Source organism: Dactylosporangium sp. CS-033363, assembly GCF_050942475.1.
Taxonomy (GTDB): Bacteria; Actinomycetota; Actinomycetes; order Mycobacteriales; family Micromonosporaceae; genus Dactylosporangium.
In genome coordinates this window covers 10,060,255-10,082,559 of the sequence record NZ_CP192032.1, presented here as the reverse complement: position 1 = coordinate 10,082,559, position 22,305 = coordinate 10,060,255, and the positions used below count along the sequence as shown (strand labels likewise).

Annotated in this window: 24 protein-coding genes and 1 tRNA gene; 15 read left to right on the top strand and 10 right to left on the bottom strand. The window is 70.2% G+C overall.

The genetic code is table 11. The features are described from left to right. Positions 1–3 precede the first annotated feature (3 nt). A complete protein-coding gene (sigJ, locus tag ACQPZ4_RS46530; RefSeq protein ID WP_433051721.1) occupies positions 4–948 on the bottom strand; it encodes an RNA polymerase sigma factor SigJ in 945 nt (314 codons plus the stop codon). Between the two features lie 551 nt (positions 949–1,499). Between sigJ and ACQPZ4_RS46525 the strand changes: the two genes are divergently transcribed. Continuing rightward, positions 1,500–2,540: a ComEC/Rec2 family competence protein gene (locus ACQPZ4_RS46525; protein WP_433051718.1), complete on the top strand. Its 1,041-nt coding sequence runs from the start codon at positions 1,500–1,502 to the stop codon at positions 2,538–2,540. Next, complete coding sequence (locus tag ACQPZ4_RS46520) at positions 2,533–3,279, top strand: hypothetical protein (RefSeq protein WP_433051715.1); 747 nt, start codon at positions 2,533–2,535, stop codon at positions 3,277–3,279. The genes ACQPZ4_RS46525 and ACQPZ4_RS46520 overlap by 8 nt, the downstream gene beginning before the upstream one ends. A 26-nt stretch (positions 3,280–3,305) precedes the next feature. On the opposite strand, the gene ACQPZ4_RS46515 is transcribed toward ACQPZ4_RS46520, so the two are convergent. The 3 genes from ACQPZ4_RS46515 to ACQPZ4_RS46505 form a co-directional block, all read right to left on the bottom strand. Beyond that, positions 3,306–4,241 (bottom strand): NAD-dependent epimerase/dehydratase family protein, encoded by a 936-nt coding sequence (locus ACQPZ4_RS46515; protein ID WP_433051712.1) that lies wholly within the window; start codon positions 4,239–4,241, stop codon positions 3,306–3,308. A gap of 1 nt (position 4,242) precedes the next feature. Next, complete coding sequence (locus ACQPZ4_RS46510; RefSeq protein ID WP_433051709.1) at positions 4,243–5,694, bottom strand: XRE family transcriptional regulator; 1,452 nt, start codon at positions 5,692–5,694, stop codon at positions 4,243–4,245. Positions 5,695–5,872: 178 nt separating this feature from the next. Beyond that, entirely contained in the window at positions 5,873–6,130 is a 258-nt protein-coding gene (locus ACQPZ4_RS46505) for a hypothetical protein (RefSeq protein ID WP_433051706.1), read from the bottom strand. 102 nt (positions 6,131–6,232) lie between these two features. Here ACQPZ4_RS46505 and ACQPZ4_RS46500 point away from each other — a divergent pair, with 102 nt between their 5' ends. The 10 genes from ACQPZ4_RS46500 (at position 6,233) to ACQPZ4_RS46455 (ending at position 15,333) form a co-directional block, all read left to right on the top strand. Next, on the top strand, positions 6,233–6,457 hold the full coding sequence (locus ACQPZ4_RS46500; protein WP_433051703.1) for a DUF6284 family protein: 225 nt from the start codon (positions 6,233–6,235) through the stop codon (positions 6,455–6,457). A gap of 11 nt (positions 6,458–6,468) precedes the next feature. Further along, on the top strand, positions 6,469–7,155 hold the full coding sequence (locus ACQPZ4_RS46495) for a DUF4097 family beta strand repeat-containing protein (RefSeq protein WP_433051700.1): 687 nt from the start codon (positions 6,469–6,471) through the stop codon (positions 7,153–7,155). Between the two features lie 15 nt (positions 7,156–7,170). After that, positions 7,171–8,013 carry an ABC transporter permease gene (locus ACQPZ4_RS46490; protein WP_433051697.1) on the top strand — a complete coding sequence of 281 codons (843 nt, stop codon included), beginning with the start codon at positions 7,171–7,173 and terminating at the stop codon, positions 8,011–8,013. Positions 8,014–8,100: 87 nt separating this feature from the next. After that, positions 8,101–10,290: a cell division protein FtsK gene (locus tag ACQPZ4_RS46485; protein WP_433051694.1), complete on the top strand. Its 2,190-nt coding sequence runs from the start codon at positions 8,101–8,103 to the stop codon at positions 10,288–10,290. 141 nt (positions 10,291–10,431) lie between these two features. Continuing rightward, positions 10,432–10,680 (top strand): hypothetical protein, encoded by a 249-nt coding sequence (locus tag ACQPZ4_RS46480; protein WP_433051691.1) that lies wholly within the window; start codon positions 10,432–10,434, stop codon positions 10,678–10,680. Next, positions 10,677–10,982 carry a hypothetical protein gene (locus ACQPZ4_RS46475; RefSeq protein ID WP_433051688.1) on the top strand — a complete coding sequence of 102 codons (306 nt, stop codon included), beginning with the start codon at positions 10,677–10,679 and terminating at the stop codon, positions 10,980–10,982. The genes ACQPZ4_RS46480 and ACQPZ4_RS46475 overlap by 4 nt, the downstream gene beginning before the upstream one ends. Before the next feature lie 164 nt (positions 10,983–11,146). Then, on the top strand, positions 11,147–12,040 hold the full coding sequence (locus ACQPZ4_RS46470) for a bifunctional DNA primase/polymerase (protein ID WP_433051685.1): 894 nt from the start codon (positions 11,147–11,149) through the stop codon (positions 12,038–12,040). Then, positions 12,037–13,635: a YfjI family protein gene (locus tag ACQPZ4_RS46465; RefSeq protein ID WP_433051683.1), complete on the top strand. Its 1,599-nt coding sequence runs from the start codon at positions 12,037–12,039 to the stop codon at positions 13,633–13,635. The genes ACQPZ4_RS46470 and ACQPZ4_RS46465 overlap by 4 nt, the downstream gene beginning before the upstream one ends. 232 nt (positions 13,636–13,867) lie before the next feature. After that, a complete protein-coding gene (locus ACQPZ4_RS46460) occupies positions 13,868–14,200 on the top strand; it encodes an excisionase family DNA-binding protein (RefSeq protein WP_433051680.1) in 333 nt (110 codons plus the stop codon). Further along, positions 14,200–15,333, top strand: coding sequence for a tyrosine-type recombinase/integrase (locus tag ACQPZ4_RS46455; RefSeq protein ID WP_433051677.1), 1,134 nt, complete (start codon positions 14,200–14,202; stop codon positions 15,331–15,333). The genes ACQPZ4_RS46460 and ACQPZ4_RS46455 overlap by 1 nt, the downstream gene beginning before the upstream one ends. A 106-nt stretch (positions 15,334–15,439) precedes the next feature. On the opposite strand, the gene ACQPZ4_RS46450 is transcribed toward ACQPZ4_RS46455, so the two are convergent. After that, a tRNA-Ala gene (locus ACQPZ4_RS46450) sits at positions 15,440–15,512 on the bottom strand. Between the two features lie 75 nt (positions 15,513–15,587). Next, positions 15,588–16,142, bottom strand: a complete 555-nt coding sequence (locus tag ACQPZ4_RS46445; protein ID WP_433051674.1) for a YqgE/AlgH family protein — start codon at positions 16,140–16,142, stop codon at positions 15,588–15,590. Between the two features lie 196 nt (positions 16,143–16,338). Between ACQPZ4_RS46445 and ACQPZ4_RS46440 the strand changes: the two genes are divergently transcribed. Beyond that, the gene (locus ACQPZ4_RS46440; protein WP_433051671.1) at positions 16,339–17,130 is read left to right on the top strand and encodes an S-methyl-5'-thioadenosine phosphorylase; all 792 of its coding nucleotides are present in this window, start codon (positions 16,339–16,341) and stop codon (positions 17,128–17,130) included. Between the two features lie 64 nt (positions 17,131–17,194). On the opposite strand, the gene ACQPZ4_RS46435 is transcribed toward ACQPZ4_RS46440, so the two are convergent. From ACQPZ4_RS46435 to ACQPZ4_RS46420, 4 genes are all read right to left on the bottom strand, one after another. Next, positions 17,195–18,268: a sensor histidine kinase gene (locus tag ACQPZ4_RS46435; RefSeq protein ID WP_433067009.1), complete on the bottom strand. Its 1,074-nt coding sequence runs from the start codon at positions 18,266–18,268 to the stop codon at positions 17,195–17,197. 4 nt (positions 18,269–18,272) lie between these two features. After that, on the bottom strand, positions 18,273–18,962 hold the full coding sequence (locus tag ACQPZ4_RS46430) for a response regulator transcription factor (RefSeq protein ID WP_433051668.1): 690 nt from the start codon (positions 18,960–18,962) through the stop codon (positions 18,273–18,275). A gap of 62 nt (positions 18,963–19,024) precedes the next feature. Continuing rightward, positions 19,025–19,417, bottom strand: a complete 393-nt coding sequence (locus tag ACQPZ4_RS46425; RefSeq protein WP_433051665.1) for a hypothetical protein — start codon at positions 19,415–19,417, stop codon at positions 19,025–19,027. Between the two features lie 53 nt (positions 19,418–19,470). After that, positions 19,471–19,923: a MarR family winged helix-turn-helix transcriptional regulator gene (locus tag ACQPZ4_RS46420; protein WP_433051662.1), complete on the bottom strand. Its 453-nt coding sequence runs from the start codon at positions 19,921–19,923 to the stop codon at positions 19,471–19,473. Between the two features lie 115 nt (positions 19,924–20,038). On the opposite strand from ACQPZ4_RS46420, the gene ACQPZ4_RS46415 reads away from it, so the two are divergent. After that, the gene (locus ACQPZ4_RS46415) at positions 20,039–21,562 is read left to right on the top strand and encodes an MFS transporter (protein WP_433051659.1); all 1,524 of its coding nucleotides are present in this window, start codon (positions 20,039–20,041) and stop codon (positions 21,560–21,562) included. Positions 21,563–21,589: 27 nt separating this feature from the next. After that, the gene (locus tag ACQPZ4_RS46410) at positions 21,590–22,126 is read left to right on the top strand and encodes a hypothetical protein (RefSeq protein WP_433051656.1); all 537 of its coding nucleotides are present in this window, start codon (positions 21,590–21,592) and stop codon (positions 22,124–22,126) included. Positions 22,127–22,305 lie beyond the last annotated feature (179 nt).

The following is a 22,305-nucleotide window of genomic DNA, read 5'->3' as shown; positions in this document are numbered from 1 at the left end:
GGCTCACAGCGCCGTGAACAGCGCTTTTCCGTGGTCGGTCGCGTTCCACCGGGCCGTGGCGCGCTCGAGCTTGTCGGGGTTCACCTGGTTGAGGACCGCGGTGATGCCGGCCTCGGTGACCTCCAGGCACATCACGCCGACGACGCGGTCGCCGATCACCGCGATCGCGGCCGGGCCGCCGTTCGCCGTCCACGGGTAGATCTCCGGGCGGCCGCCGATGAGCTTCTCTTTGGCCGTACCGGGGCGGAACAGACCCCAGACGAACCGGGCGACCGCGGCCGCTCCCTCGAACGCCTTGGCCCGCGCCGGCACCTTGCCCCCGCCGTCGCCGATCGACACGGCGTCCGCGGTGAGCAGGCGCACGAGCGGCTCGGTCTGCCCGCTCGTGGCCGCGGCCAGGAACTCCTCGACGACCCTCCGCGCGGCCGCGGCGTCGACCGCGGTGCGCTGCTTGCCGTCGGCGACGTGCTGCTTGGCGCGGTGCAGGATCTGCTGGCTGGAGGCCTCGGTCAGGTCGAGGATCCCGGCAATCTCGCGGTGCGGGTAGTCGAACGCCTCGCGCAGCACGTACACGGCCCGCTCGTTGGGGGACAGGCGCTCCAGGAGGACCAGCACCGCGTACGACAGCGATTCCCGCTGCTCGGCGGTGTCGGCCGGCCCGAGCATGGGATCGCCGGCGAGGAGCGGTTCGGGGAGCCACTGCCCGACGTACGTCTCCCGCCGCGCCCGCGCCGAGGTGAGCTGGTTCAGGCACAGGTTGGTGAGCACCTTGGTGAGCCACGCCTCGGGCACCTCGATCCGCCCGACGTCGGAGGCCTGCCAGCGCAGATAGGTCTCCTGCACGGCATCCTCGGCCTCGGCGGCGGAGCCGAGCATGCGATACGCGATGGCCTCCAGGCGCCGCCGGGAGGCCTCGAACCGATCGACGTACTCGGCGGCCAGGGGCATGGCCCGATGCTAACCCCGCTTTCCGATGCGGCGGGGACACGGGTGCGCGGGGAATCCACCCGTCGCCGACGTGAAAAGGCGCTCCCGCCTTGAGCAGGGAGCGCCATTTCGATGGGTGGAGCCGAGGGGACTCGAACCCCTGACCCCCACACTGCCAGGACCGATCTTGAGAAGTCGGCTGACGTGTGCGCAGCTCACGACGGTGTTACCGGCCCGAATCCCCGCACTTCCCCTCTGGACACCGTGATCAACTTTCGGTTGTGGCACGCCGGTGGCACGCCGCTTCGGACGCGGCGTTGCCTGCGGCTCGACGTCGTTGAATTTGCTGCGCCGTGAGGGGCTTTCTTCACGTAATCGATCACCCTCAGTCATGATCTTAAGTATTTTGCAGTCTGGTCACTATCTGTAGACAAGACGAGCCATTCGGCTAGGTCATTCCGGGAATATCGGCACAGCCATACCCTGTTGCAAGTGCGCAGCGTGAGGCGTACATTGACTAGCCGATTCGATCATATGTGCGATCGCGGCCACGATGACTACGGAGGGTAAAGGTGTATCAGGTCGACTTCCTGCCGGTTGAAAACGATCAGCAGGACGGGGGAAAGAGCGGTGATGCCATCGCCATGAAGTTCAGTGTCGATGCCACCGGGCGAGAGGCGGTGGTCGTGATCGACGGTGGCTTCACCGACATCGGCGACGACCTGGTGGAGCACATCAAGCGGTACTACGGCACGAGCACGGTCGACCTGGTGATCTCGACTCACCCGGACATGGATCATCTGAACGGCCTAACGAAGGTGCTTGAGCAGCTCTACGTCGGCGAGCTGTTGATCCACCAGCCGCGCCGTCACGTTTTCGATGTGTCCGACTTCAGCAACCTCGAAAATCTGGATAACCTGATCGCGCTTGCTAAGCGCCGCGGTGTCACTCTGACCGAGCCGTTCACTGGCCTCGTCCGCTTCGATGGGCAGCTCCGCATCCTCGGGCCCACCGAGGACTTCTATGAGCAACACCTGCGCGAGCAGTTGGCCAAGGAGAAGGCCGGCGCGTTCAGCGCCAGCGCCCAGGCAACCTGGTTGCAGCGCGCGTCGCGTCTGGCGGAACGTGCCCTCGCCTCCCTCCCCTTCGAAACGCTCACAGACGACGGCGAAACGACGCCCCGCAACAATTCGTCGGTGATCACACTGGTGACGGCTAGTCAACAGCGCATGCTGTTCACGGGTGATGCTGGAATCCCCGCGCTCGGACCGGCGGCGGCCGAGTATGAGAGCACTGTCGGTTCGTTCCTCTGGAATCCGTTGTCTCTCTTTCAGGCGCCGCACCACGGCAGCAAACGCAATGTTGGCCCTACGATCCTTGACCGTATTCTTGGCGAGCGGGGTGCGCCGTACAGTCCTGCCTGCGCGGCCTACGTTAGCTCCGCCAAGGCGGCCATCAAGCACCCGTCGCCAAAAGTGGTCAACGCTCTCAAGCGGCGTGGCTGCGGGGTTTGGGCCACTGAGGGCAATGCGGTCATGCACGCGGACGTCGTCCGGCCGGGATGGAATGTCGCCACGCAGTTTCCCACCTTCGCCGAGGACGACGATGACTAACGACATCCTCAGCCATTTCGACGACTTTTCCCGCCGAACGCGGGCCCTGCCCGGACTCTGGGCAGTTGCGCCGATTGGAATTGCCGGCGCGGTGCTTGCTCCCAAGGGGCCGCAGGTAGCCCTATTCCCAATTCTCGTGGCCAGTGGCTTCGTGGTTCTGCTAGCGATCGTGGTGAGAAACCTCGGCAGAGACTTGGAGGTGCGGCTCGTTCGGGACTGGAATGGGATGCCGACCACGCACATGCTTCGGCATAGCGAGGCGGGCAATCTTGCGGTCTTCACGCGCCGCCGGAAGGCGTTAGAGCTGCTGTATGGCGCTACCTTACCAACGAAGCGCCAGGAGCAAGTAAATCCGGCAAGCGCTGATGAGCTTTACGTCGCTGCGACCCGCCATCTCATCAACCGTGTGCGCGCACGCAAGGACGAGTTTCCCTTGGTGCGCCGAGAACTCATTGCCTACAACAGGGCAAGGAACATGCTCGCGCTCCGACCATATGCTCTCGTCATCGTCGGAGTTGCCGCCGCCATCGACTACTACGCATGGAATTCCAACGGTACGTCGGGCGCATGGTGGTTGGTTGTGGCCGCACATGCCGTTCTGCTCGGGATGTGGCTGTTTTTCGTTCGTGAGTATTGGGTACGACAAACGGCCGATACGTATGCCGAACGGCTGTTCGAGGCGCTCGACCTTATGGCAACCTCCAACCCGCCTGAAGCCGCAAAAGACGCCGCCACATAACTTTCGTGCGGGCCCGCTCTGCTGCTCTACTGCCAGGTGTTCCACGCATCTCTGATGATCTCGTCTAGCGACGAGTGGCGGGGTGTCCAACTGAGGTCATGCGTGGCGCGCGCGACGTCGGCGACGAGGTGCTGTGCCTCCGGCTTCGGTGGGTTGTGCCGCACCGGGACTTCCCGGCCGCTCACCATTTCGGCAGCCTTGATGATGTCGGCGACGCTGACGCCTCGTCCGCTGGCGATGTTGTACGTGTGGCATTCGCCAGGCCGAGCCGCGTTAACGGCGCTGAGCACCGCTCCGGCCGCATCCCGGACGTGCACGAAGTCGCGCACCGCCGACCCTGTGCCGTTGAGCGTGACGTACTCGAGCTGGCCGGTAATCGCACGGAAGACGTTCGGGATGATGCGGGCGGTGTCGGTGTCGCCGAGCCCGTCGACCGCTCCAGCGAGGTTGAAGAACCGCAGCGTGATCGCATCGACGGCGCCGGTTGCTGCGTAGGCGCGTACGAGATCCTCTGCCGCGGCTTTTGAAGCGCCGTACGGGCTGTTCGGCCGCATCGGAAGGTCCTCGGTCAACGTCTCCTGGTAGTCCGCGCCGTACACGACGTGGGACGAGGCGTAGACAAGCCGGACGGGCGCCAGCTCGTGCTTGACCGCGTCTAGCGCCAACAACAGGTTGAGTGTCCCGCCGGTGTTGACGTCCCAGTACGTGAGCGGGTCGGCGAAGGACTCGCGGCCCTGGGTGACCGCGGCCAGGTGGCACACGCCGTCGTACTGCCCGGCGCGCACGATGCCGGCAACGCCCTCGCGATCGCGGATATCGCCCTCCACCAGCTCGGCGCCGGCGGGCGGCTTCGCGTCGGCCCGGCCGCGGGTCATGACGGTGACCTCATGGCCGGCGGCCTGGAGTTCGAGCGTGACGGCATGTCCGAGGTAGCCAAGTCCGCCGGTGACCAGTACCCGCACGTCAGTTCCTCCCGAGGATCGTGTCGCGGTGTTGCCAAGCCAGTTCAAGACATCCTGCCGCAGCGGGTGCGAGGCGCCCGCCGTGGGCCAGCTCATCCAACACGTGCCGGGTGAACGGCAGGGCTGAGGTGGGTTGCACCTTGCCGGTCTTGACCACGGTGCCCTCGTCGTTGTGGTCGACCATGTCGGCGAACAGCCGGTCGTACGTGTCTCCGTCGAAGACCGCGACGGTGAGCAACTCCCCGTAGAGGGTGAGCGCGTCGAGCGCGACGCCGAGGCAGTACACGCGGATTCGGCCGGCGGCGCGGGCAGCCTCGAACGAGGCGAGCGGTTCGGTGCCGTAGTCAGCCGGGTTGCCGTCGCCGCCGTGCTCGGCGTTGCCGAGGAACTCTTCGCTGTACTCGCGCATGATGTTGCGCCACAGGTCGAAGTCGGCAGCCTGCGCGGTGGGCAGAATGCTGGACGGCTGGAAGACGCCCGCGGGCATGATGTGGAGCATGCCTCCGGCCACGGCGACGTTGCCCGCGCTTCGGTTGTGCAGCACGAACGAGGCGCCGTCCGCGTCGAGCCGGATGGTCAGGGTGTCGGTGGAGGAGACCAGGGCGCGGCGGTGGAGGTCGAACGGGTCGCCGAGGTGCCGGCGGAAGGTCAGGCCCCGCCACGAGGCGGATGAGATGCCCCCCGGCGCGCCGGTCACGTGTTGCGCGGCCATTTCGTGTGCAAGGGCCTCGGCGGTGTCGACCATGCCGAAGTAGGTGGACGTTCCGAAGCTCAGCGCCGCGTCGGCCTGGTCCCAGTCGACGCCGGTGAGGCGCCACGCGAGCCGGTTTTCGAACAGGCGCGGGTGATCCACGTCGCGGATGGCCTGGCTGTACCGCGCGTATCGGCGTTCCTCGCTGGCCAGTGGGCGCGTGTGCGCGCTGGCGTCCTCGGTACCGATGACAGTCGGCTCATCGGTCCTGCTGTCGAGCGCGATGCCGAAGTCGGTCAGGTCGAGAGGTGCGTTCGGCATCCATCTCGGCGGCGCGATCAACCCGGTCTGGCCGATGCGCAAGTGGTCGTCGTAGAGGCGGGCGGCTTCGCGCGCCAAGGCGACCCGGTGCACATTTAGCGCGCGGCGAGTCGCCCTCCATTGCTGCTGGCTATCGGCGACGCGCCGGGGCATCTCGGGCTGCTCTGTGTCGGTGCGGATCGCGAATGCGTCCGTCTGGTCGGCCCGTTGCGGGCCGGTCAGCCGAGGGCGCGTGAGGCCGAGCTCGGCGACGGAGACGGCAAAGTGCTCCGCGAGCAACTTGCGGTAGAAGGCCGAGGGGCGCGTAATACCTCGCTCCCACCGGCTCACTTGGTTGGCCGTGATGGCGAGCGCTCGACCGGCCTGAGCCCCCAGCTCGTTGAGCGCCTCGGCAACGTCCTGCTGCGTTTCGCCGGCGCTGTCGCGCAGGTTGTACAGCACGACGTTCGGCGTAGCGTCTGCCGCGCTCGACGGCACTTTGGTACCTCCCCAGGTAGTCGAAGCGCCGTAGTGACGCCGGATGCCTAGCGGATGCCTACAGCCTGACGATTGGCTGCCGCATCGTTGTCGTTCTATGTCGGCCGCTCAACTGGTGTGCTTGACGCATGACGGGGACAGTTCACGACGCCGTTACCGGGCGCTTCGGTCCGGGCGGGGCCGGTGGGATGCCGTGGTCGCGTGCGACCTTGCGGATGTACGCGCCGGTGAAGGGTGACAAGCGCTCGACTTCGGTAGGCGGAACGCCCGCCCTGAGTGCCGCGACCACGGCCGCGATGGCTTCCTGTCTGGCCTGCTCGTGGGCGGTTTCGGTGCGCCGGTAGCGCTTCGTCGCGGCGGTCAGCTCATCTCGGACATCGCCCGTGGGTTCATCGCTCACCCGCACACGGTACCGCAACCCTCTTGCGCAACTGGCCTGCGTATCGCTAACGTGTTGCGCAACAGAGAATCGCATCTCTGGAACGGTTAGAAAGGACCTGAGTTGAACGACGAACCAACGGCCGCCGAGTTGACGGCCATCGAAGACGAGATGCCGCTGATTGAGGCGGAGGTCGATCTCCTCGATGTGCAGATCAGGATCATGTCGGCGCACGGCCCGGTGGACGAGGTGACGGCGCAGCGTCTGCGCCGGTCGCGTGACGCGGTGGTCGCCGAGGCGCTGCGCTGGTACATGCGCCGGTTCAATGCACCTCGCCGGGCTGCGTGAGGGCGGCTGTGATGAAGTCTCGTACGTACACCGCCGCCGCGTCTGGCTGCCTGATGGTGGATGTTCGCGTCCCGGCTGGGTCGGTCCGGGTGATCGTGGAGGACCGCGACCACGCCGAGGTCACGATCATCGGCCCGGACGCCGACGTCATCGACCGCACGCGCTTCGCCGAGTCCTTCCAGCAGCTTTCCGTGCACGTGCCGGACTCCCCGGCACAGCCGTTCGGCGGACCCATCCACATCGCAGGCGGCAACGTCGGGATGGTCGCGGGCGTCGTCTACGGCAGCCTGATCATGCACGGCAACGCCCACCAGACCACCGGGATGGTCTTCGGCGGGGTCGCCGCGAGCGGCACCGACATCGACATCCGGCTGCCGCCGAGCAGTTCGCTGTGCGTCGAGACGGTGGCCGCATCCGTCGACGTCACCGGGCCGCTGCTCACCGCCTACGTGCAGAGCACCTCCGGCGCGATCCGGCTCGACACGGTCGCCGGTCCGCAACTCGAAACCGTCTCCGGCCGCGTCACCGTCGCCGACCTGATCGGCATCGGCTCCATCGAGACCGTCTCGGGCGACATCACCGTCACCTCAACCGCCCCGAGCGAACTCAACGCCCGCTCTGTCTCCGGCAACATCCGCGCCGTCGGTCCGATCCGCCTCGCCGCCCACACCGTCTCCGGCCGCGTCCGCACCTACTGACCAGGAGCCCACCACATGACCACCGCGACCGCCCCCAGCGCCTACCCGCCCCCGATCGCCGCCCTCCTGCCGCAGGCCCGCGACCTCGCCGACCGCCTCGGCCACACCCCCTCCCGCAACGCGCTCATGAAGGAATTCAAGATCGGCGCGCCCAAGGCCACGGCCGTGCTGGAGGCCCTCACCGACACCGACACCGAGGCGCCGGCCGAGCCGGAGCCGCCCGCGGCCCGCCCGCTGCACCTCGTGCCGGACCTGGAGCCGGACACCGAGCCCGCCGAGCCGCCGACCCCGGTGGAGCCGCTCCCGACCGCCGCCCCGGTCGAGCCGGAGCCGCTGCCCACGGGGGCCGGACACCCGGACACCACCACCATCACCATCACCGAGCCGGAGCACATCCCGCACGTCAGCGGGCCGCGCCCGGCCGGGAAGGCCCGCAAGCCGCGGTCGTGGCCGGTGGTGCTGCTGGCCCTGCCCGCGTTCGTGGCCATCTGGTCCGGGTGGGTCGGCCTCGGCGAACTGACCGGGTTCGGCGTGGTTCACCCGCTGCCCGGCATCCTCGACTCGTTCAGCCTGAACACCGCGATCACGCTTCCGATCGGCGTGGAGACCTACGCCGCGTACGCCCTCGCGGTCTGGCTCACAGGGACCGCCCCGGTCGCCGCACGACGGTTCGCCCGCTGGTCCGCGATCGGCTCCCTGGTCTTCGGTGGCCTCGGCCAGGTCGCCTACCACCTGCTCACCGCGGCCGGCATCACCCACGCCCCGTGGTGGATCACCACCGCGGTCGCCTGCCTGCCCGTCGCCGTGCTCGGCATGGGCGCGGCCTTGGCCCACCTGATCCAGGCCAACCACGAGTAGCTCTGCCCGGTGCGCGGCCTCGGTTCCTAGGCCATCCGGCCGCGCACCGGTCCCCTTTCCCCTCGAAGGAGTCAGGAGACCTTCAGCATGACGAGCAACATCCCGGAACGCGATGACCCGAACGGGTTCGACTGGCAGACCTACGAAGACGAAGTGGCCGATGTGGTCGACCTCGGTGCGGCCCGTGCTCGGCGCGCCGGCCCGGCCGCGCCGGTCGACGGTGAGGACCTGGGCGACGACGCCGAGGCGGTCGACGGCGGCCCCGGCCGCGTCGGTGGCCTGGTCGACGCCGCGGGGGAGATCCCGGCTGAGGCGTACGCGCGGCAGAGCAAGCGCCGGCCGATTCTGGCCGAGTGGGCGCGGTCGCGGCGGGCATTCGGCGCTGCTGTCCGGCACGGGCTGAAGGATGCCGGGTACGTCGCGGCGTATCACGGCGTGCGGCTGCCGAAGTACGCCGCCAAAACGGCCGTGTACGCGCCGGTCGGGCTGTTCCGCGGCATCGGGCGGGCGCTGCACTGGGCCAGCGCGGAAGAGGGGAACTGGGCGTTGCGGCAGGCCGCCGCGAGTCGCGGTGACGATGACGCGTGGCTCAAGCTTGACGCCCGCCGTCAGCGGCAGTCGACGTGGCGGTGGTGGGTGGTCGGCCTGTCGGCGGCTGCTATGTCGGCCGGAGCGGTCGCGGTGGCGCTCGGGCCGATGTGGTGGCGCTACGCCGCCGCCGCGCTGGTGGTGCCGGTGCTGGCCCGGGTGGGGCGTCCGGCGGACAAGCCGCTTACCGACCGGGTGATGGAGGGCAACCGGTACCGCAAGCTCACCGCCGAGCTGGTGCGCCGCGCGCTCACGTCGTTGCAGATGGCCGCCATCAACAGCGCGGTGGCCAAGGACCCGAACGCGATCACGTTCCCGACCGAGATCCACCGCGACGGGCCGGGGCATCTCGCCATCGTTGATCTGCCGTACGGGGTGGAGGCGTCCGATGTGGTGGCGCGGCGGGGCAAGCTGGCCTCGGCGATGCGGCTGCCGCTGGATCAGGTGTGGCCGGAGCCCGCGCCGGGGCACACGGGCCGTCTGGCGTTGTGGGTCGGCTACGAACCGGCGTCGGCGATGAAGCAGCCCGCGTGGCCGCTGCTGTCGGCGTCGGCGCGGGTGGATGTGTTCAAGGCGTTCCCGTTCGCCACCACCCCGCGGCTGGATGCCGTGGACATCGATCTGATGTTCCGCAACTACCTGTTCGGCGGTCAGCCCGGCAGCGGCAAGACGTTCGCGCTGCGGGACCTGATCCTCGCTGCCGCGCTGGATCCGCGGGTGGAGATCCGCGGGTACGAGTTGAAGGGCGTCGGCGACTTCGCGGTGGCGGCGCCGGTGATGGCGGAGTACGGCAACGGGTTCGATGACGACACCCTCGCCGCGTGCTTCGCGTTCATTGAGTGGCTGTACGAGGAGTGCCGCCGCCGCTCGCAGCGCATCGCGCATTACGCCAAGCTCGGCAAGGCCCCGGAGAACAAGGTCACGCCAGAGTTGGCGTCCCTCAAGGGGTCTGGGCTGCACCCGCTCGTGGCGTGGTTCGATGAGCTGCAAGAACTGATGACCTCCAAGTACGGCAAGGACGCCGGGGAGATCCTGGAGAAGGTCATCAAGCTCGGCCGTGCTCTGGGCGTCATCATCCTGATCGGGACGCAGATTCCGGACAAGGACAGCTTGCCGACCGGGATCACCCGCAACGTCAACTCCCGGTTCTGCCTCTCGGTCGCTGACCAGACCGCGAACGACATGATCCTGGGCACGTCGGCGTACAAGAACGGCTACCGCGCCACCGTGTTTCAGCCGGTCGTGGAGGCCGGGTGGGGCATCCTGGCCGGGTTCGGCAAGCCCTCACCGGTCCGGTCGTACTACGTGGACACGACCGCGGCCGAGCGCATCGTGGCCCGTGCGGTCGCGCTGCGGGTGAAGGCCGGGACGCTGCCCAACCCCGAGGAGCAGACCCGCGCGGCGGCGCCGTCGTTCGACCTGCTCGGCGACCTCGCGCAGGTTTGGCCGGCGGGAGAGAAGGCGGCGTGGAACGAGACGCTGTGCGCCCTGCTCGCGGAGCTGCGGCCCGATGTCTACGGCGGGTGGGAGCCTGCGCAACTGTCCACGGCGCTGAAGCCGCACCGGGCGGTCAAGGTCGGCGACATCGGCCGGCGGATCGACGGTAAGGCCACCACCCGGCGCGGCATCAAGCACGCCGACGTCCTCGACGCGATCGCGGAGCGTGACCGAAAGTCACGCGGCGACTGACCCCGCCCAGGGTGCTAGCGCTAGCGGCCAGCCCTGCTAGCGCTAGCACCCCCGCTAGCAACCAATCCGATCACCCACCTGGGCGCTAGTAGCTAGCAGCCCACAGCCCTTCACGCCCAAAAACCGGCCCTGGAGGCACTCGTGGACCCCCGAACCAAACTCACTATCATCCTGTTCCTGCTCGGCGTGGCTGTCACGCTCGGTTACGCGTTCGCGTGCTGGGTTTGGCCGTTCAAGGCCTGTCCGCGCTGCGACGGCACCGGCAAGCGCCGGTCCCCGTCGCGCCGCGCGTTCCGGGTCTGCCGCCGCTGCGACGGCTCCGGCCGCCGCCTGCGCGCCGGGCGCTGGATCTACAACCACCTCGCCAGCGTCCGCCGGGACGCCCGATGAGCGCCCTCAACCACCGCCGCATCGGCGCCGTCCGCCGGGGCGAGCACCCCGCGTGGTGCGCGCAGGGCCACCGCTGCGGCCTCGGCGAGCACCGGGGCGCCCCGCTCACCGTGGAGGTTCCCGGCCTCGGCCGCGCCGTTCTCACCCGCGTGCAGGACGCCGACGGCCGCGAGCACGCCGAGGTGCGGCTCACCGTCGCCCTCGACGCCGACGACCTGACCGCCCGCGTGCAGCTCGGCGGGGTCGTACGGGATCTCAAGGCGGTCATCGGCCGTGCGGCGAACGTGCGCCGGGCGGCGTGATGACGAACGCCTGCGACTTCTACTTCGCCGCCCTGCGCCGGCACTGCGGCGCCACTGTCGGCGTCCGCCACTTTCTGCCCGGTCATCGCTGCCCGGTCCACACCCCGGCCGCGCTGGCTGGGCGGCCTGAGGCGCCGTCACGTTCGACTCTGGGAGCACCTACGTTGGAACCTCGTACGGCCCCTGATGCGTTGCTGCGCAACGCGATCCGCTACGCCGAGCACGGCTGGCCCGTGTTCCTGCTCGGCCGCACTAAGCGCCCGATGGCCAACTGTCCGCCCTGCCGGGACGCCGACGCCGAGCACAACCCGGCCGCCTGTGGCTGCCTGACCTGCCACGGGTTCTACGCCGCGACCACCGACGCGCGACGCATCCAGGCGATGTGCGCGGCCAACCCCCGCGGCCTTTTGGCGCTGCGCACGGGCGCGCCATCCGGGACGGTCGTGGTCGACATCGACCCCGGTCACGGCGGCCAGGTCGACCCGGCGCTCATGCCGCCCACCGCGAGCGTGGCAACCGGCAGCGGCGGTTGGCACCTCTACTACCGCCACCCCGCCGAACCGGTCCTGTGCAGCCAAGGCCGCCTCGGCAACGGCATCGACGTACGCGCCGACGGCGGCTACGTGGTGCTGCCGCCCTCGATCCACCCGCGGACCGGCCGCCCGTACCGGTGGGTCGGTGGGCGGGCAATGGTTGAGATGCCCCGCGCACTGGTGGCGGCGTGCCGGCCGAACGAGACCCCCGCCTTGGAGCGCCCGACGGGGCCTACGCCGACGCGCAGCGCGGGGGGCATCTCATCTCCGGCGGCGCTGCTGCGTGCGCACCTCACTAAGGTGGCCGCTGCGCCGAAGGGGCGCCGCCGGACCACGCTGTACGGCGCGGCCCGCGGGGTGGCGCGGATGGTGGCCGTCGGAGCCCTCGACCAGGCCGCCGCCGTCGCCGCCCTGACCGACGCCGGACGCCGCGCTAAGCAGACCGACCGCGAGATCCGCGCGGCGATCCTCGGTGGATTCCGCGCCGAGCACGTGGCGGTCGTGGTCGAGGGGCGGGCGGCATGACCGCGCCGCGCCTGCAACTCGTCACCGGCGACGCGCCGCCGGTTGCCCCGGCCCCGGCGCTGTGGGACATGCCCGTGCCGCTCGGCGGGCGAGCGGCGCCGCCGCCGTTCCCGGTCGACGTCTACCCGGGATGGCTGGCCGACATGGTGGCCGGGGTCGCGGAGTTCACCCAGACCGACACCGCGATGGCGGGCACCGTCGCCCTGGCCGTGCTCTCCGCGTGTGCCGGCGGGCGGCTGGAAGTCGAGGCCAAGCCGGGCTGGCGGGAGCCGGTCAACGTGTTCGTGGCCGTCATCGCCGAGCCGGGGGAGCGCAAGAGCCCCGTGCACGGTGCGCTGACCGCACCGCTGTTCACCGCGCAACAGACCCTCGCCGAGTTGGCCCGGCCGCGCATCGAGGAAGCGGCCACGCTCAAGGACGTGGCCGCCCGCGCCGCCGAACAGGCCAAGGCGACCGCCGCGCGGGCCGAGTCGGGCAAGCGCGACGACGCTACGGCCGAGGCGGTGGCCGCCGCCCTGGCCGCCGAGGCCATCACCGTGCCGTCGCTGCCCCGCCTCGTCGCCGACGACGTGACGCCGGAGAAGCTCACCGGCCTCATGGCGGCCAATGGCGGGCGGATGGCGCTCATCTCCGACGAGGGCGGCATCTTCGACACCCTCGCCGGGCGGTACTCGGCCAGCCCGAACCTTGACCCGTACCTGAAGGGTCACGCGGGACGGCCGATGCTCGTGGACCGCACCGGGCGGGAAGGGGAGTACATCCTCCGGCCCGCGCTCACCGTCGGCGTCATGGCGCAGCCCTCCGTACTGCGGAAGTTCGGCGGCAATGGCGACCTGGCCGGGCGTGGCCTGCCCGCGCGGTTCCTGTTCGCGCTGCCCCGCTCCCGGGCGGGGTGGCGCAACGACGACGCCGCGCCGGTTCCCGAGCACACCGGGGAGCGCTACGGCCGGCAGATTCACGACCTGGCCGCCACGCTCGCCGAATGGGACGACCCGGCCGTGGTAACCCTCACCGACGAGGCCAAGGCCGTGCGCTCCGAGGCGGCCAACCGCATTGAGCGGCAACTCCGGCCGGGCGGGACACTGCGCGACATCCGCGAGTGGGCCAACAAGCTCTCCGGCACCACAATCCGGCTGGCCGGGCTGCTGCACGTCGCGCACCACCCCGCTGACGGGTGGCGGCAGCCGATCGACGCCGACCGGATGGCCGAGGCGGTCCGCCTGACCGGGTTCTTCATCGCCCACTACCAGGCCGCGCAGCACGTCATCGGCGACGACCCGGTGACCGACACCGCCCGGTCCGTGCTCGCCACGCTGATCGAGCGGGGGATGGCCACCTTCACCCGGCGCGAGCTCCACCGCCGCGTGCAGCGGCAGCTACCCAAGGCCGCCCAAGTGGTCGCCGTGCTCGACACCCTCGCCGCGCACGGTTGGGTGCGGGCCACCGACGCGGGCTACGAGTTGCACCCGCGCGCCGCGGACTACGCCGAGGCGCCGCCAGACGGGGCGGAAAGCGGTGACACGGTGACAACGGCCCTCGACGGCGACGTTTCCGCAGGTGAAGGCAAGTCGGTAGCTGTCACCGCCCCCCGGTGACAACTGGTGACAGCGGTGACAGTCCAACCGTGCTGTCACCGCTGTCACCGCCTGTCACCGGAGGGCGGTGACAGCACCTCACCCCATCTGAACAGCGAAGACACGGCCGAAACACGCCGCTGTCACCGTGTCACCGCCTCCGGCCCCCTTCGGGCCGAGATGCCCCCGCCGCCGATCGTCGGCGGCCCGCTGAGAGCCCTTCAGAACGTTTCGCGGTTAGGAAGACATAGACATGCGTAAGATCTTGCCGCCACGACCCGTACAGCGGGCCGCGAGTGGCTCCGCATCGGCTACTGCCGCCGACCATGCACCGGAACGCCCCGCTCCCGGAAAGGCCCTCAACTTGCCCCAGAACGCGCGCGAACGCGCTTCCCGTGACCGCTACCTGACCGTTGCCGAGGTTGCCGAGGTGCTCGGCACGACCGAACGGTTCCCCCGGCGGCTCATCGAGGAACGGCGCATCGAGTTCAAGCGGTTCGGCCGGCACGTGCGCATCGCCGCTTCGGTGCTCGATGCCTACATCGAGGCGAGCACCGTGGCGCCGCGCCGCCGGAGGGCTGCGTAGTGCCGGAGACCGATCCGAAGCGCCGCCGCTTCGGCAGCGTGCGCAAGCTCCCTTCCGGCCGGTACCAGGTCCGCTACACCGGTCCGGACGGCATCAAGCGCCCGGCGCCACACTCCTTCGAGTCGGAGAAGGCCGCCAACCGGTGGCTGGTGAAGACCGAGGCGGACATGCTGCGCGGCGAGTGGCTTGATCCGGACGCCGGGAACGTGCCGCTGCGGGAGTACCTGGCCGATTGGCTCCGCGACCGCGACCTGAAGGCGCGCACCCGAGAGGAGTACGAGCGGCACATCCGCCTACACGTCCTGCCCGCCTTCGGTACCTCGACGCTGATCCAGATCACGCCGCCGAAGGTCCGTGCGTGGCGTACCGGGCTGCTCGACGCCGAGGTTGGCCGGTCGACCGTGGCGAAGACGTACCGCATCCTGCACGCGGTGTTCAACACGGCCGTTGACGACGACCTCATCCGGCGCAACCCGTGCCGGATCAAGGGCGCCGCGACGTTCAAGTCGGAGGAGCGGCCGATTGCGACCCTCGATCAGGTGTTCGCCATCGCCGCCGGCATCCAGCCCCGCTATCGGCTGCTCGTACTGCTGGCGACCTTCGCGCAACTGCGGTTCGGGGAGCTGGTCGCGCTGCGGCGCCGGAGCATCGACCTCGACACGATGGAGCTGCGGGTGCGCCGGGCAACCGTCGAGATGGAGGACGGCACGCAGGTTGACGACGACCCGAAATCCGAGGCCGGGAAGCGCCCGATCAGCCTTCCCGGCGGGTTGCGGGCCGACATTGAGTCGCACCTGGCCGAGTACGCCCAGCCCGGTCCGCACGGCCGGCTGTTCGTCGGCCCGCAGGGCGGCATCCCGCGGCGCCGCAACTTCAACCGGATCTGGCGCAAGGCACTGCGGGATGCGGGCATCTCACCTGATCTCGACCTGCACCTACACGACCTCCGGCACACCGGGAGCACCTGGTCGGCGCAGAGCGGCGCCACCCTCAAGGAACTCATGGCCCGCATCGGCCACTCCAGCACCCGGGCGGCCATGATCTACCAGCACGCCACTCGTGATCGGGATCACGCGATCGCGTCGGCCCTCGATGCCTTGATCGAGACGGCCGGAAGCAAGATCAACGCCTGAAGTGGCACGGTAGTGGCACGCGGGCCGGTTAAGCCCTGAAACGGTGAACGCCCTGGCGTCGCGGTGACCCGCGATGACCAGGGCGTTTGTCGTGCTCTCAGACGGGTGGAGCCGAGGGGACTCGAACCCCTGACCCCCACACTGCCAGTGTGGTGCGCTACCAGCTGCGCCACGGCCCCATCTGGTGTGCTCCGCTCTCGCGGGCACTCACGGAATAGTACACATACCCGGGGTAGGGGTCACATCGGGTATCCCTAGTTCTGGGTCGGGTCCGATGGGTAGTGGGCGACCGCCGCCATCAGGCCGCCCTGCCGGCGCAGGACCATGTGCCACAGGTCGTCGGGGCGCGGGGCGAAGGCGTCGCTCGGGAGGGCGTCGAAGACGAACCAGGAGCCGCCCTCGATTTCGCGTTCCAGCTGGCCGGGGGACCAGCCCGCGTAGCCGGCGAAGACTCGTACGCCCAGGACTCCGGCTACCAGCAGATCGGGGTCGCCCGACAGGTCTACTGTGCCCACCGCGCCGGAGACTCGGTTGAAGCCCGCCAGGTCCTCCACGCCGGGGCGGGTGCGGGCCAGGCAGATCGCGGCTTCGGGCTGGACCGGGCCGCCCTCGAAGACGACCGGGGGTTCGCCCGCCAGGGCGCCCCAGCCGCCGAGGACGTCGGCTACCTGGACCTCGGTGGCGCGGTTGAGCACCACGCCCAGGGCGCCGCCCTCCTCGTGGGCGACTACCAGGACGACGGTGCGCTCGAAGTTGGGGTCGCGGAGCGCGGGCGTCGCCACCAGCAGACGGCCCGTCAGCGACTCCATCGCCCTCCCTCGACGCTGCCTGGACGTTCCCCGGCCCGTGCCGGAATTGCCTGGTCTCGGTGACCCGCGACCGGTCGGGGGCTCACCGAGATCCCCGTGCATGGACATCAGCCCCACCAGCAAACGTCGAAGGGCGGTGCGAGGGTCATGTCTCGCACCATAGCCTGACCCGCGCGTCCCGGTTAGGGTCTGTTCCGTGACCTCACTCGCGGACGTCGCCGTGATCGGCGGATCGGGGCTGTACGCCCTCCTCGACGACGCCGAGGAACACGTGGTCGACACGCCGTATGGCCCACCGTCCGACCCGATCACGGTCGCCACGGTGGGCGGGCGGCGCGTCGCGTTTCTGCCCCGGCACGGAAAGGATCACCGGTTTCCGCCGCATCGGATCCCCTATCGGGCGAACCTGTGGGCGCTGAAGGAGATCGGCGTGTCACAGGTGCTGGCGCCCTGTGCGGTCGGGGGTTTGCGGCCGGAGTTGGGGCCGGGGACGTTCGTGGTGCCGGACCAGCTCATCGATCGCACGTCGGGGCGGGTGCAGACCTTCTACGACTCCGGCGCGGTGCATGTGAACTTCGCGGATCCGTACTGCGCCACAGGCCGTACAACAGCGAAGAAAGTGCTGGCCGAGCACGGCATCGAGGCCGGGGACGGGACGATGGTGGTCGTCGAGGGGCCGCGCTTCTCGACCCGGGCGGAGTCGCGGTGGTTCACGGCGATCGGCGGCGCGGTGGTGAACATGACCGGGCACCCGGAGGCGGTGCTGGCCCGGGAACTGGCGCTCTGCTACACCTCGATCGCCCTGGTCACCGACCTCGACGCGGGCGTGGAGGGCGAGCACGGGGTCACCCAGGAGGAGGTCTTCCGGGTCTTCGGGGAGAACACGGACCGCCTGCGCGGCGTCCTGCTCGACCTCATCCCGCAGCTGCCGCAGAACCCGGACGACCCATGCCGGCACGCGCTGGACGGCCTTTCCAAAGAGAGCTAGGCAGCAGCCGCGGGCCCGGGCCGTCCCGCGCGGGCACGCGCTGGACGGCCTGCAGCACTGAGTGCTAAGCGGCAGCGGGCCCCGGCCGTCCCGCGCCGGCACGCGCTGGACGGCCTTCTCCCATAAGAGCACTGGGCAGCCGCACGATGAAGCGGCAGCCCTCGCCGACGTTGGACGCGGCGACGGAGCCGTGCTGGGCCTCGACGAGTCCCTGGACGATGGCCAACCCCAGCCCGCCGCCGGCACCGCGGGCGGGTGTCCGCGCCGGAGTGCCCCGGAATGCCACGTCGAAGACCCGCGGCAGGTCGGCGTCCGGGATGCCGCCGCACGTGTCGCTCACCGCGAGCCAGCCGCCGCCGTCGTCGTCCTGGCCGCCGGTGACCGTGACCGTGCCGTCTGGCGGGGTGTAGTGGATCGCGTTGCGGATGAGGTTGTCCACGACGCGCGAGAGTTCCGGGACCGAGCCGCGCACCACCGGCCAGCCCGTGGTCGGCTCGGCCACGATGCTGATCCGCTCGGCCGCGGCGAGCGGTGAGGCCGAGGCGATCGCGTCGGAGACCAGCTCGCCCAGCGGTACGTCGGCGAAGGCCAGCCGCAGCGCGCCCGCGTTGATGCGGGACAGCTCGAACAGGTCGTCGACCAGGCCGGCCATGCGGTCGGCCTCGGCGCTGATGCGGCGGTGGTACTCCGCGACGGTCTCCGGGTCGTCCACCACGCCGTCGTCGAGCGCCTCGGCCATCGCGCGCAGGCCGGCCAGCGGGGTCCGCAGGTCGTGCGACACCCAGGCGACCAGCTCGCGGCGGCGCGCCTCGGCGGTGCGCTCGCGCTCCCGCGCCTCGACCGCCCACATGCTGGCGCGGGCCAGGCGCCGGGCCGCCCAGAGCCCGACGGCGAGGGAGACCGTGGCCGCGGTACCGACGACGATGAGCAGCACGTCGAGGTCGTGATCCGAGATGAACATGGCCAGCGCGGAGCTCACGATGCCGGCGAGCACGCTGAGCACGGTGATGAACAGGATGACGACGATGTGCGCGGTGACCGAGCGGCCGCGCAGGGCGCGCAGCACGACCAGCCCGATGACGGCGACGAACAGGGAGACCGTCAGCGCCAGCGCGAAGGTGCGCAGGACGTCGGGGATGTTGTCAGACATGTTCGTACCGGTATCCGACGCCCCACACCGTGAGGATCCGCTTCGGTTCGGCCGGGTCGTCCTCGACCTTCTCCCGCAGCCGTCGCATGTGGACGGTGACGGTGGACTGGTCGCCGAAGGTCCAGCCCCAGACCTGCTCGAGCAGCTCCGCGCGGCGCAGCACCCGGCCCGGGTTGCGCATGAGGAACACCAGCAGGTCGAACTCGCGCACGGTGAGCCCGAGCTCGTGGCCGCGCAGGGTGGCGATGCGGCGCGCGACGTCCACGCGCAGGTCGCCGTCGACGAGCTCGTCCGAGCGGTCGGCGGCGGGCGCGGGGACGGTACGGCGGAGGACCGACTGCACCCGCAGCACCAGTTCGCGCGGCGAGAACGGCTTGGTGACGTAGTCGTCGGCGCCGATCTCCAGGCCGAGCACCCGGTCGGACTCCTGGCCGAGGGCGGTCAGCATGATGATGGGCAGGGTCGGGTCCTGGGTGCGCAGCCGCCGGCACACCTCGAGCCCGTCGATGCCGGGCAGCATCAGGTCCAGCACCACGAGGTCCGGGCGTTCGCGGGTGTACTCGTCCAGCGCCGACTGCCCGTCGCCCGCCAGACGCACGCCGAAGTCGGCCCGCTCCAGGTATCGCCGCACGACATCGCTGACGGTCGGGTCGTCGTCAACCACCAGTACGCGTTGCCCCATTGTTCGAGCCTAAAGCGCGGACGATGGATCGCCGCACGAGCGCCGGGGACGTAAGGGGATCGTCAGGTCTCGCCGCCGAGGTCGGTCGTGTAGGCCTCGTACAGCAGGTCCGCGCCCCGCTGCCGGTGCTCCCACATCTCCTGGATGAGCCGGTCCGCGTCCCGGCGCACCACTTCGGGCGAGTGCCGGTCGCAGAGCCGCCCCTCGAGCTCGTCCAGCGCCGTCCACACCGAACGGTGGTCGCCGACCAGGCTGTTGAGGTAGGGGGCCAGCCGCGGGGCGTCGTGCATCACCCCCGCGTAGAGCCCGCCCGGGCCCTCGGTCACCTCGATGTGTTCCGCGAACGCCGCCTTGAGCTCCGCCACCGCGTGTGACACCCGGGTGCCGAACGCCGGGTCGCCGACCGGTGTCTGGATGGCGTGTTGCATGCCGTGAATGCCGCCGAGCAATTCCATGCCGCACCTCCCGCCCACTCCATGATGTGACGCGGGACACACCCATGTCCAGCTCAGAGCGTGGGGATCTCCTCGCTCTCCGCAGCCGGCGCCTCGGTCATGCGGCGCAGCCAGGCGTTCACGACGCCCAGCTCCTCCTGGGTGAAACCGCTGGCCAGACGGGCTTCGACGGCCTGTACGGCGGGCACCGCCTCGCCCAGCCGGGCCCGTCCGGCGTCGGTCAGGAAGATCTGCTGGGAGCGCCGATCGTTCGGGTGCTGACGACGCTCGACCAGGCCGGCCTTCTCCAGGCCGGTGAGCATCTCGTTGGCCGACTGCCGGGCGGTGGAGACCTTGCGGGCCACGTCGGCCACGGACATGCCGGGCGACTCGTCCAGCAGCAGCAGCGAGGCGAACTGGGCGACCGAGAGCTCGTGCTCGATCAGCGCCTCGGCGACGACGCCGCGCAGGGTGAGCCAGGCGTGGCGGACGAGGAAGGTCGAGCAGGCGTCGATCGGAGGAGTCACCTCCACATTGTGCGCCGCGCCACGATTGACAGGAACCTGTCAATCGTGGAGTGTGGCCAACATGACCGTCAGGGACCTGTCAATAAATCTACCTCGGCAGCGGCGCGTGCTGTCGGTGCTCGTTTTCGCGGCCGTGCTCATCTGGATCGACACGACCATCCTCGGCATCGCGCTGGAGCGCATCGCCGACCCGCGCACCGGCCTCGGCGCGACGCCCGGGCAGCTGCAGTGGGCCGTCGGCTCGTACGCGCTGCTCTTCGCCACCGCCCTGTTCGCCGCCGGCGCGCTCGGCGACCGGTACGGCCACCGCACGATCCTGGTGCTCGGCCTCGCCGTCTTCGGGGCCGCCTCGATCTGGGCCGCCTGGGCCGGCGACGCGACCGGCCTGATCCTGGCCCGCGGCCTGATGGGCCTCGGCGGGGCGATGATGATGCCGACCTCGATGGCGATCATCGGCGCGACGTTCCCGCCCGAGCGGCGCGCGGGCGCGATCGCGGCCTGGTCGGCGTCCAGCGGCGTCGGCGTCGCGCTCGGCCCGCTGCTCGGCGGCGTGCTCGTGGACCACTTCTGGTGGGGGTCGGTCTTCCTGGTGAACCTGCCCGTCGTGGCGGTGGCGCTGATCGGCGTGGCACTGGTGGTACCGAATCCGAAACTGGCGACGAAGCGCCGTCCCGATCCGCTGGGCCTGGTGCTGTCCACCGCGGGGCTGGCCGCGCTGGCCTATGGCCTCATCGAGGCCGGGCAGGACACCGACTGGGCCCGGGTGCGGGTGTGGGGGCCGGTGCTGGCCGGGCTGGCGCTGCTCGCGGCGTTCACGGTCTTCGAGTGGCGCTCGCGGGAGCCGTCGTTCGACCCGCGGCTGTTCCGCAACGGCCGGTTCAGCGCCGGCAACGTCGCGCTGGCCGCGCTGTTCTTCGCGATCACCGGCCAGATGTTCTACGGCAACTTCTACCTACAGGGCGCCCGCGGGATGGGCGCGCTCGACACCGGCCTGGCGTTCCTGCCCGGCGCGCTCGGCGTCGCGCTCGGCTCCGTGCTGGGCGCGCGGCTGGCCAAGCGACACGGCGTGGCCCTGGTCAGCGGCGGCGGCCTGCTCGTCGTCGCCGCGTCGTTCCTCGCCAACCTGTGGTTCGACGTCGACACGCCGCTGGTCTGGTTCTGCCTTGTCGGCCTTGTCAGCGGTACCGCCATGGGCATGACGATCGCGCCCACCGTCGCCGCCGTCATCGCCGTGCTGCCGCTGGACCGCATGGGCGCCGGATCGGCCGTCAACAACACCGTGCGGCAGGTCGGCAGCGTGCTCGGCATCGCGCTGCTGGGCACCGTGCTGGCCACGACGTACCGCGACCGGATCGGCCCGGCGCTGTCCGGCCTGCCCGACGCCGCGCGGGCGGCCGCCGAGCCCTCGGCCGAGCACACCCGCGCGGTCGCGGACGCCCTGCACCGGCCCGACCTCGCCGAGCAGGCCAACGACGCCTTCGTGGCGGCCATGCACACGACCGCCGCGACGGCCGCTCTCGTCGCGCTTCTGGGTTCGGTACTCCTCCTGCTCGCCTTCCGCACGCGACGTCACCCCAACGGCGCGCACACCGCTCGCGAGCACCAGGCCGAGCTGGAGCGAACCCCATCGGGCCGGTGAGTGGATCACGGCTTGCTACCGTGCCGCATGCAGACTCGCGAACTGACGTGGGACGAGGCCGTGCAGCTCTTCGAGCGGCGGGGGCTGCCGGAGTCGTCGTACGAGAACCTCTACGACGAGGAGTACCTGCTCGTGAGCGGCGACACGCACCTCGCGGGCGACCTGCGGCTCAACGGTGACCCGTTCGGCGCGGGCGCGGGCGCCGTCACCGGGTACATCGTCGACGGCTCCCTCACCGTCGACGGCAACCTCTACGACGAGGACGACGGCGCGGCCGCGCTCGTGGTGCTCGGCACGCTGAGGGCGCGCGACGTCTTCCTCTGGTGCGATCCCAAGCTGATCGTCCAGGGGAACGTCGAGGTCGGCCTCTTCGCCGGCGAGATGACCGACAAGCTGGTGATGATCCACGGTGACCTGCGCGCCGGCGCGATCGCCTACGACGCCGAGTTCGAACCGGACCTGGTGGAAGGCGAGACGATCAGCGGCGGCGCGGAGCTCCTGGTCGGCTTCGCCGCCCTCCGCGAGCGCGTCCACGCGGGCCGGCCGGTCCTCCGGCCGGCCTAGCCCTACACGGATCCATCCGTCGCGGCGAAGCGCCGAACATGCCGAAATCTTCATCCGATCGCACGTGGTCGACCCCTGCGTGGGCCACGTGCGATAATTTTGGGTTGCGACCAAACCGGAATTTCATTCCGACAGGTGTTGCAATCCGCTGCCAGCGGGGATGGTCGTAAAGTCGGAAT

Excerpts from the sequence above, each read along its gene's own strand:
- ACQPZ4_RS46465 (WP_433051683.1), top strand. The coding sequence starts at position 12,037 with ATGACCGCGCCGCGCCTGCAACTCGTCACCGGCGACGCGCCGCCGGTT.
- ACQPZ4_RS46410 (WP_433051656.1), top strand. The coding sequence starts at position 21,590 with ATGCAGACTCGCGAACTGACGTGGGACGAGGCCGTGCAGCTCTTCGAG.
- sigJ (WP_433051721.1), bottom strand. The coding sequence starts at position 948 with ATGCCCCTGGCCGCCGAGTACGTCGATCGGTTCGAGGCCTCCCGGCGG.
- ACQPZ4_RS46485 (WP_433051694.1), top strand. The coding sequence starts at position 8,101 with ATGACGAGCAACATCCCGGAACGCGATGACCCGAACGGGTTCGACTGG.
- ACQPZ4_RS46430 (WP_433051668.1), bottom strand. The coding sequence starts at position 18,962 with ATGGGGCAACGCGTACTGGTGGTTGACGACGACCCGACCGTCAGCGAT.
- ACQPZ4_RS46490 (WP_433051697.1), top strand. The coding sequence starts at position 7,171 with ATGACCACCGCGACCGCCCCCAGCGCCTACCCGCCCCCGATCGCCGCC.
- ACQPZ4_RS46425 (WP_433051665.1), bottom strand. The coding sequence starts at position 19,417 with ATGGAATTGCTCGGCGGCATTCACGGCATGCAACACGCCATCCAGACA.
- ACQPZ4_RS46475 (WP_433051688.1), top strand. The coding sequence starts at position 10,677 with ATGAGCGCCCTCAACCACCGCCGCATCGGCGCCGTCCGCCGGGGCGAG.
- ACQPZ4_RS46495 (WP_433051700.1), top strand. The coding sequence starts at position 6,469 with ATGAAGTCTCGTACGTACACCGCCGCCGCGTCTGGCTGCCTGATGGTG.
- ACQPZ4_RS46520 (WP_433051715.1), top strand. The coding sequence starts at position 2,533 with ATGACTAACGACATCCTCAGCCATTTCGACGACTTTTCCCGCCGAACG.
- ACQPZ4_RS46445 (WP_433051674.1), bottom strand. The coding sequence starts at position 16,142 with ATGGAGTCGCTGACGGGCCGTCTGCTGGTGGCGACGCCCGCGCTCCGC.
- ACQPZ4_RS46460 (WP_433051680.1), top strand. The coding sequence starts at position 13,868 with ATGCGTAAGATCTTGCCGCCACGACCCGTACAGCGGGCCGCGAGTGGC.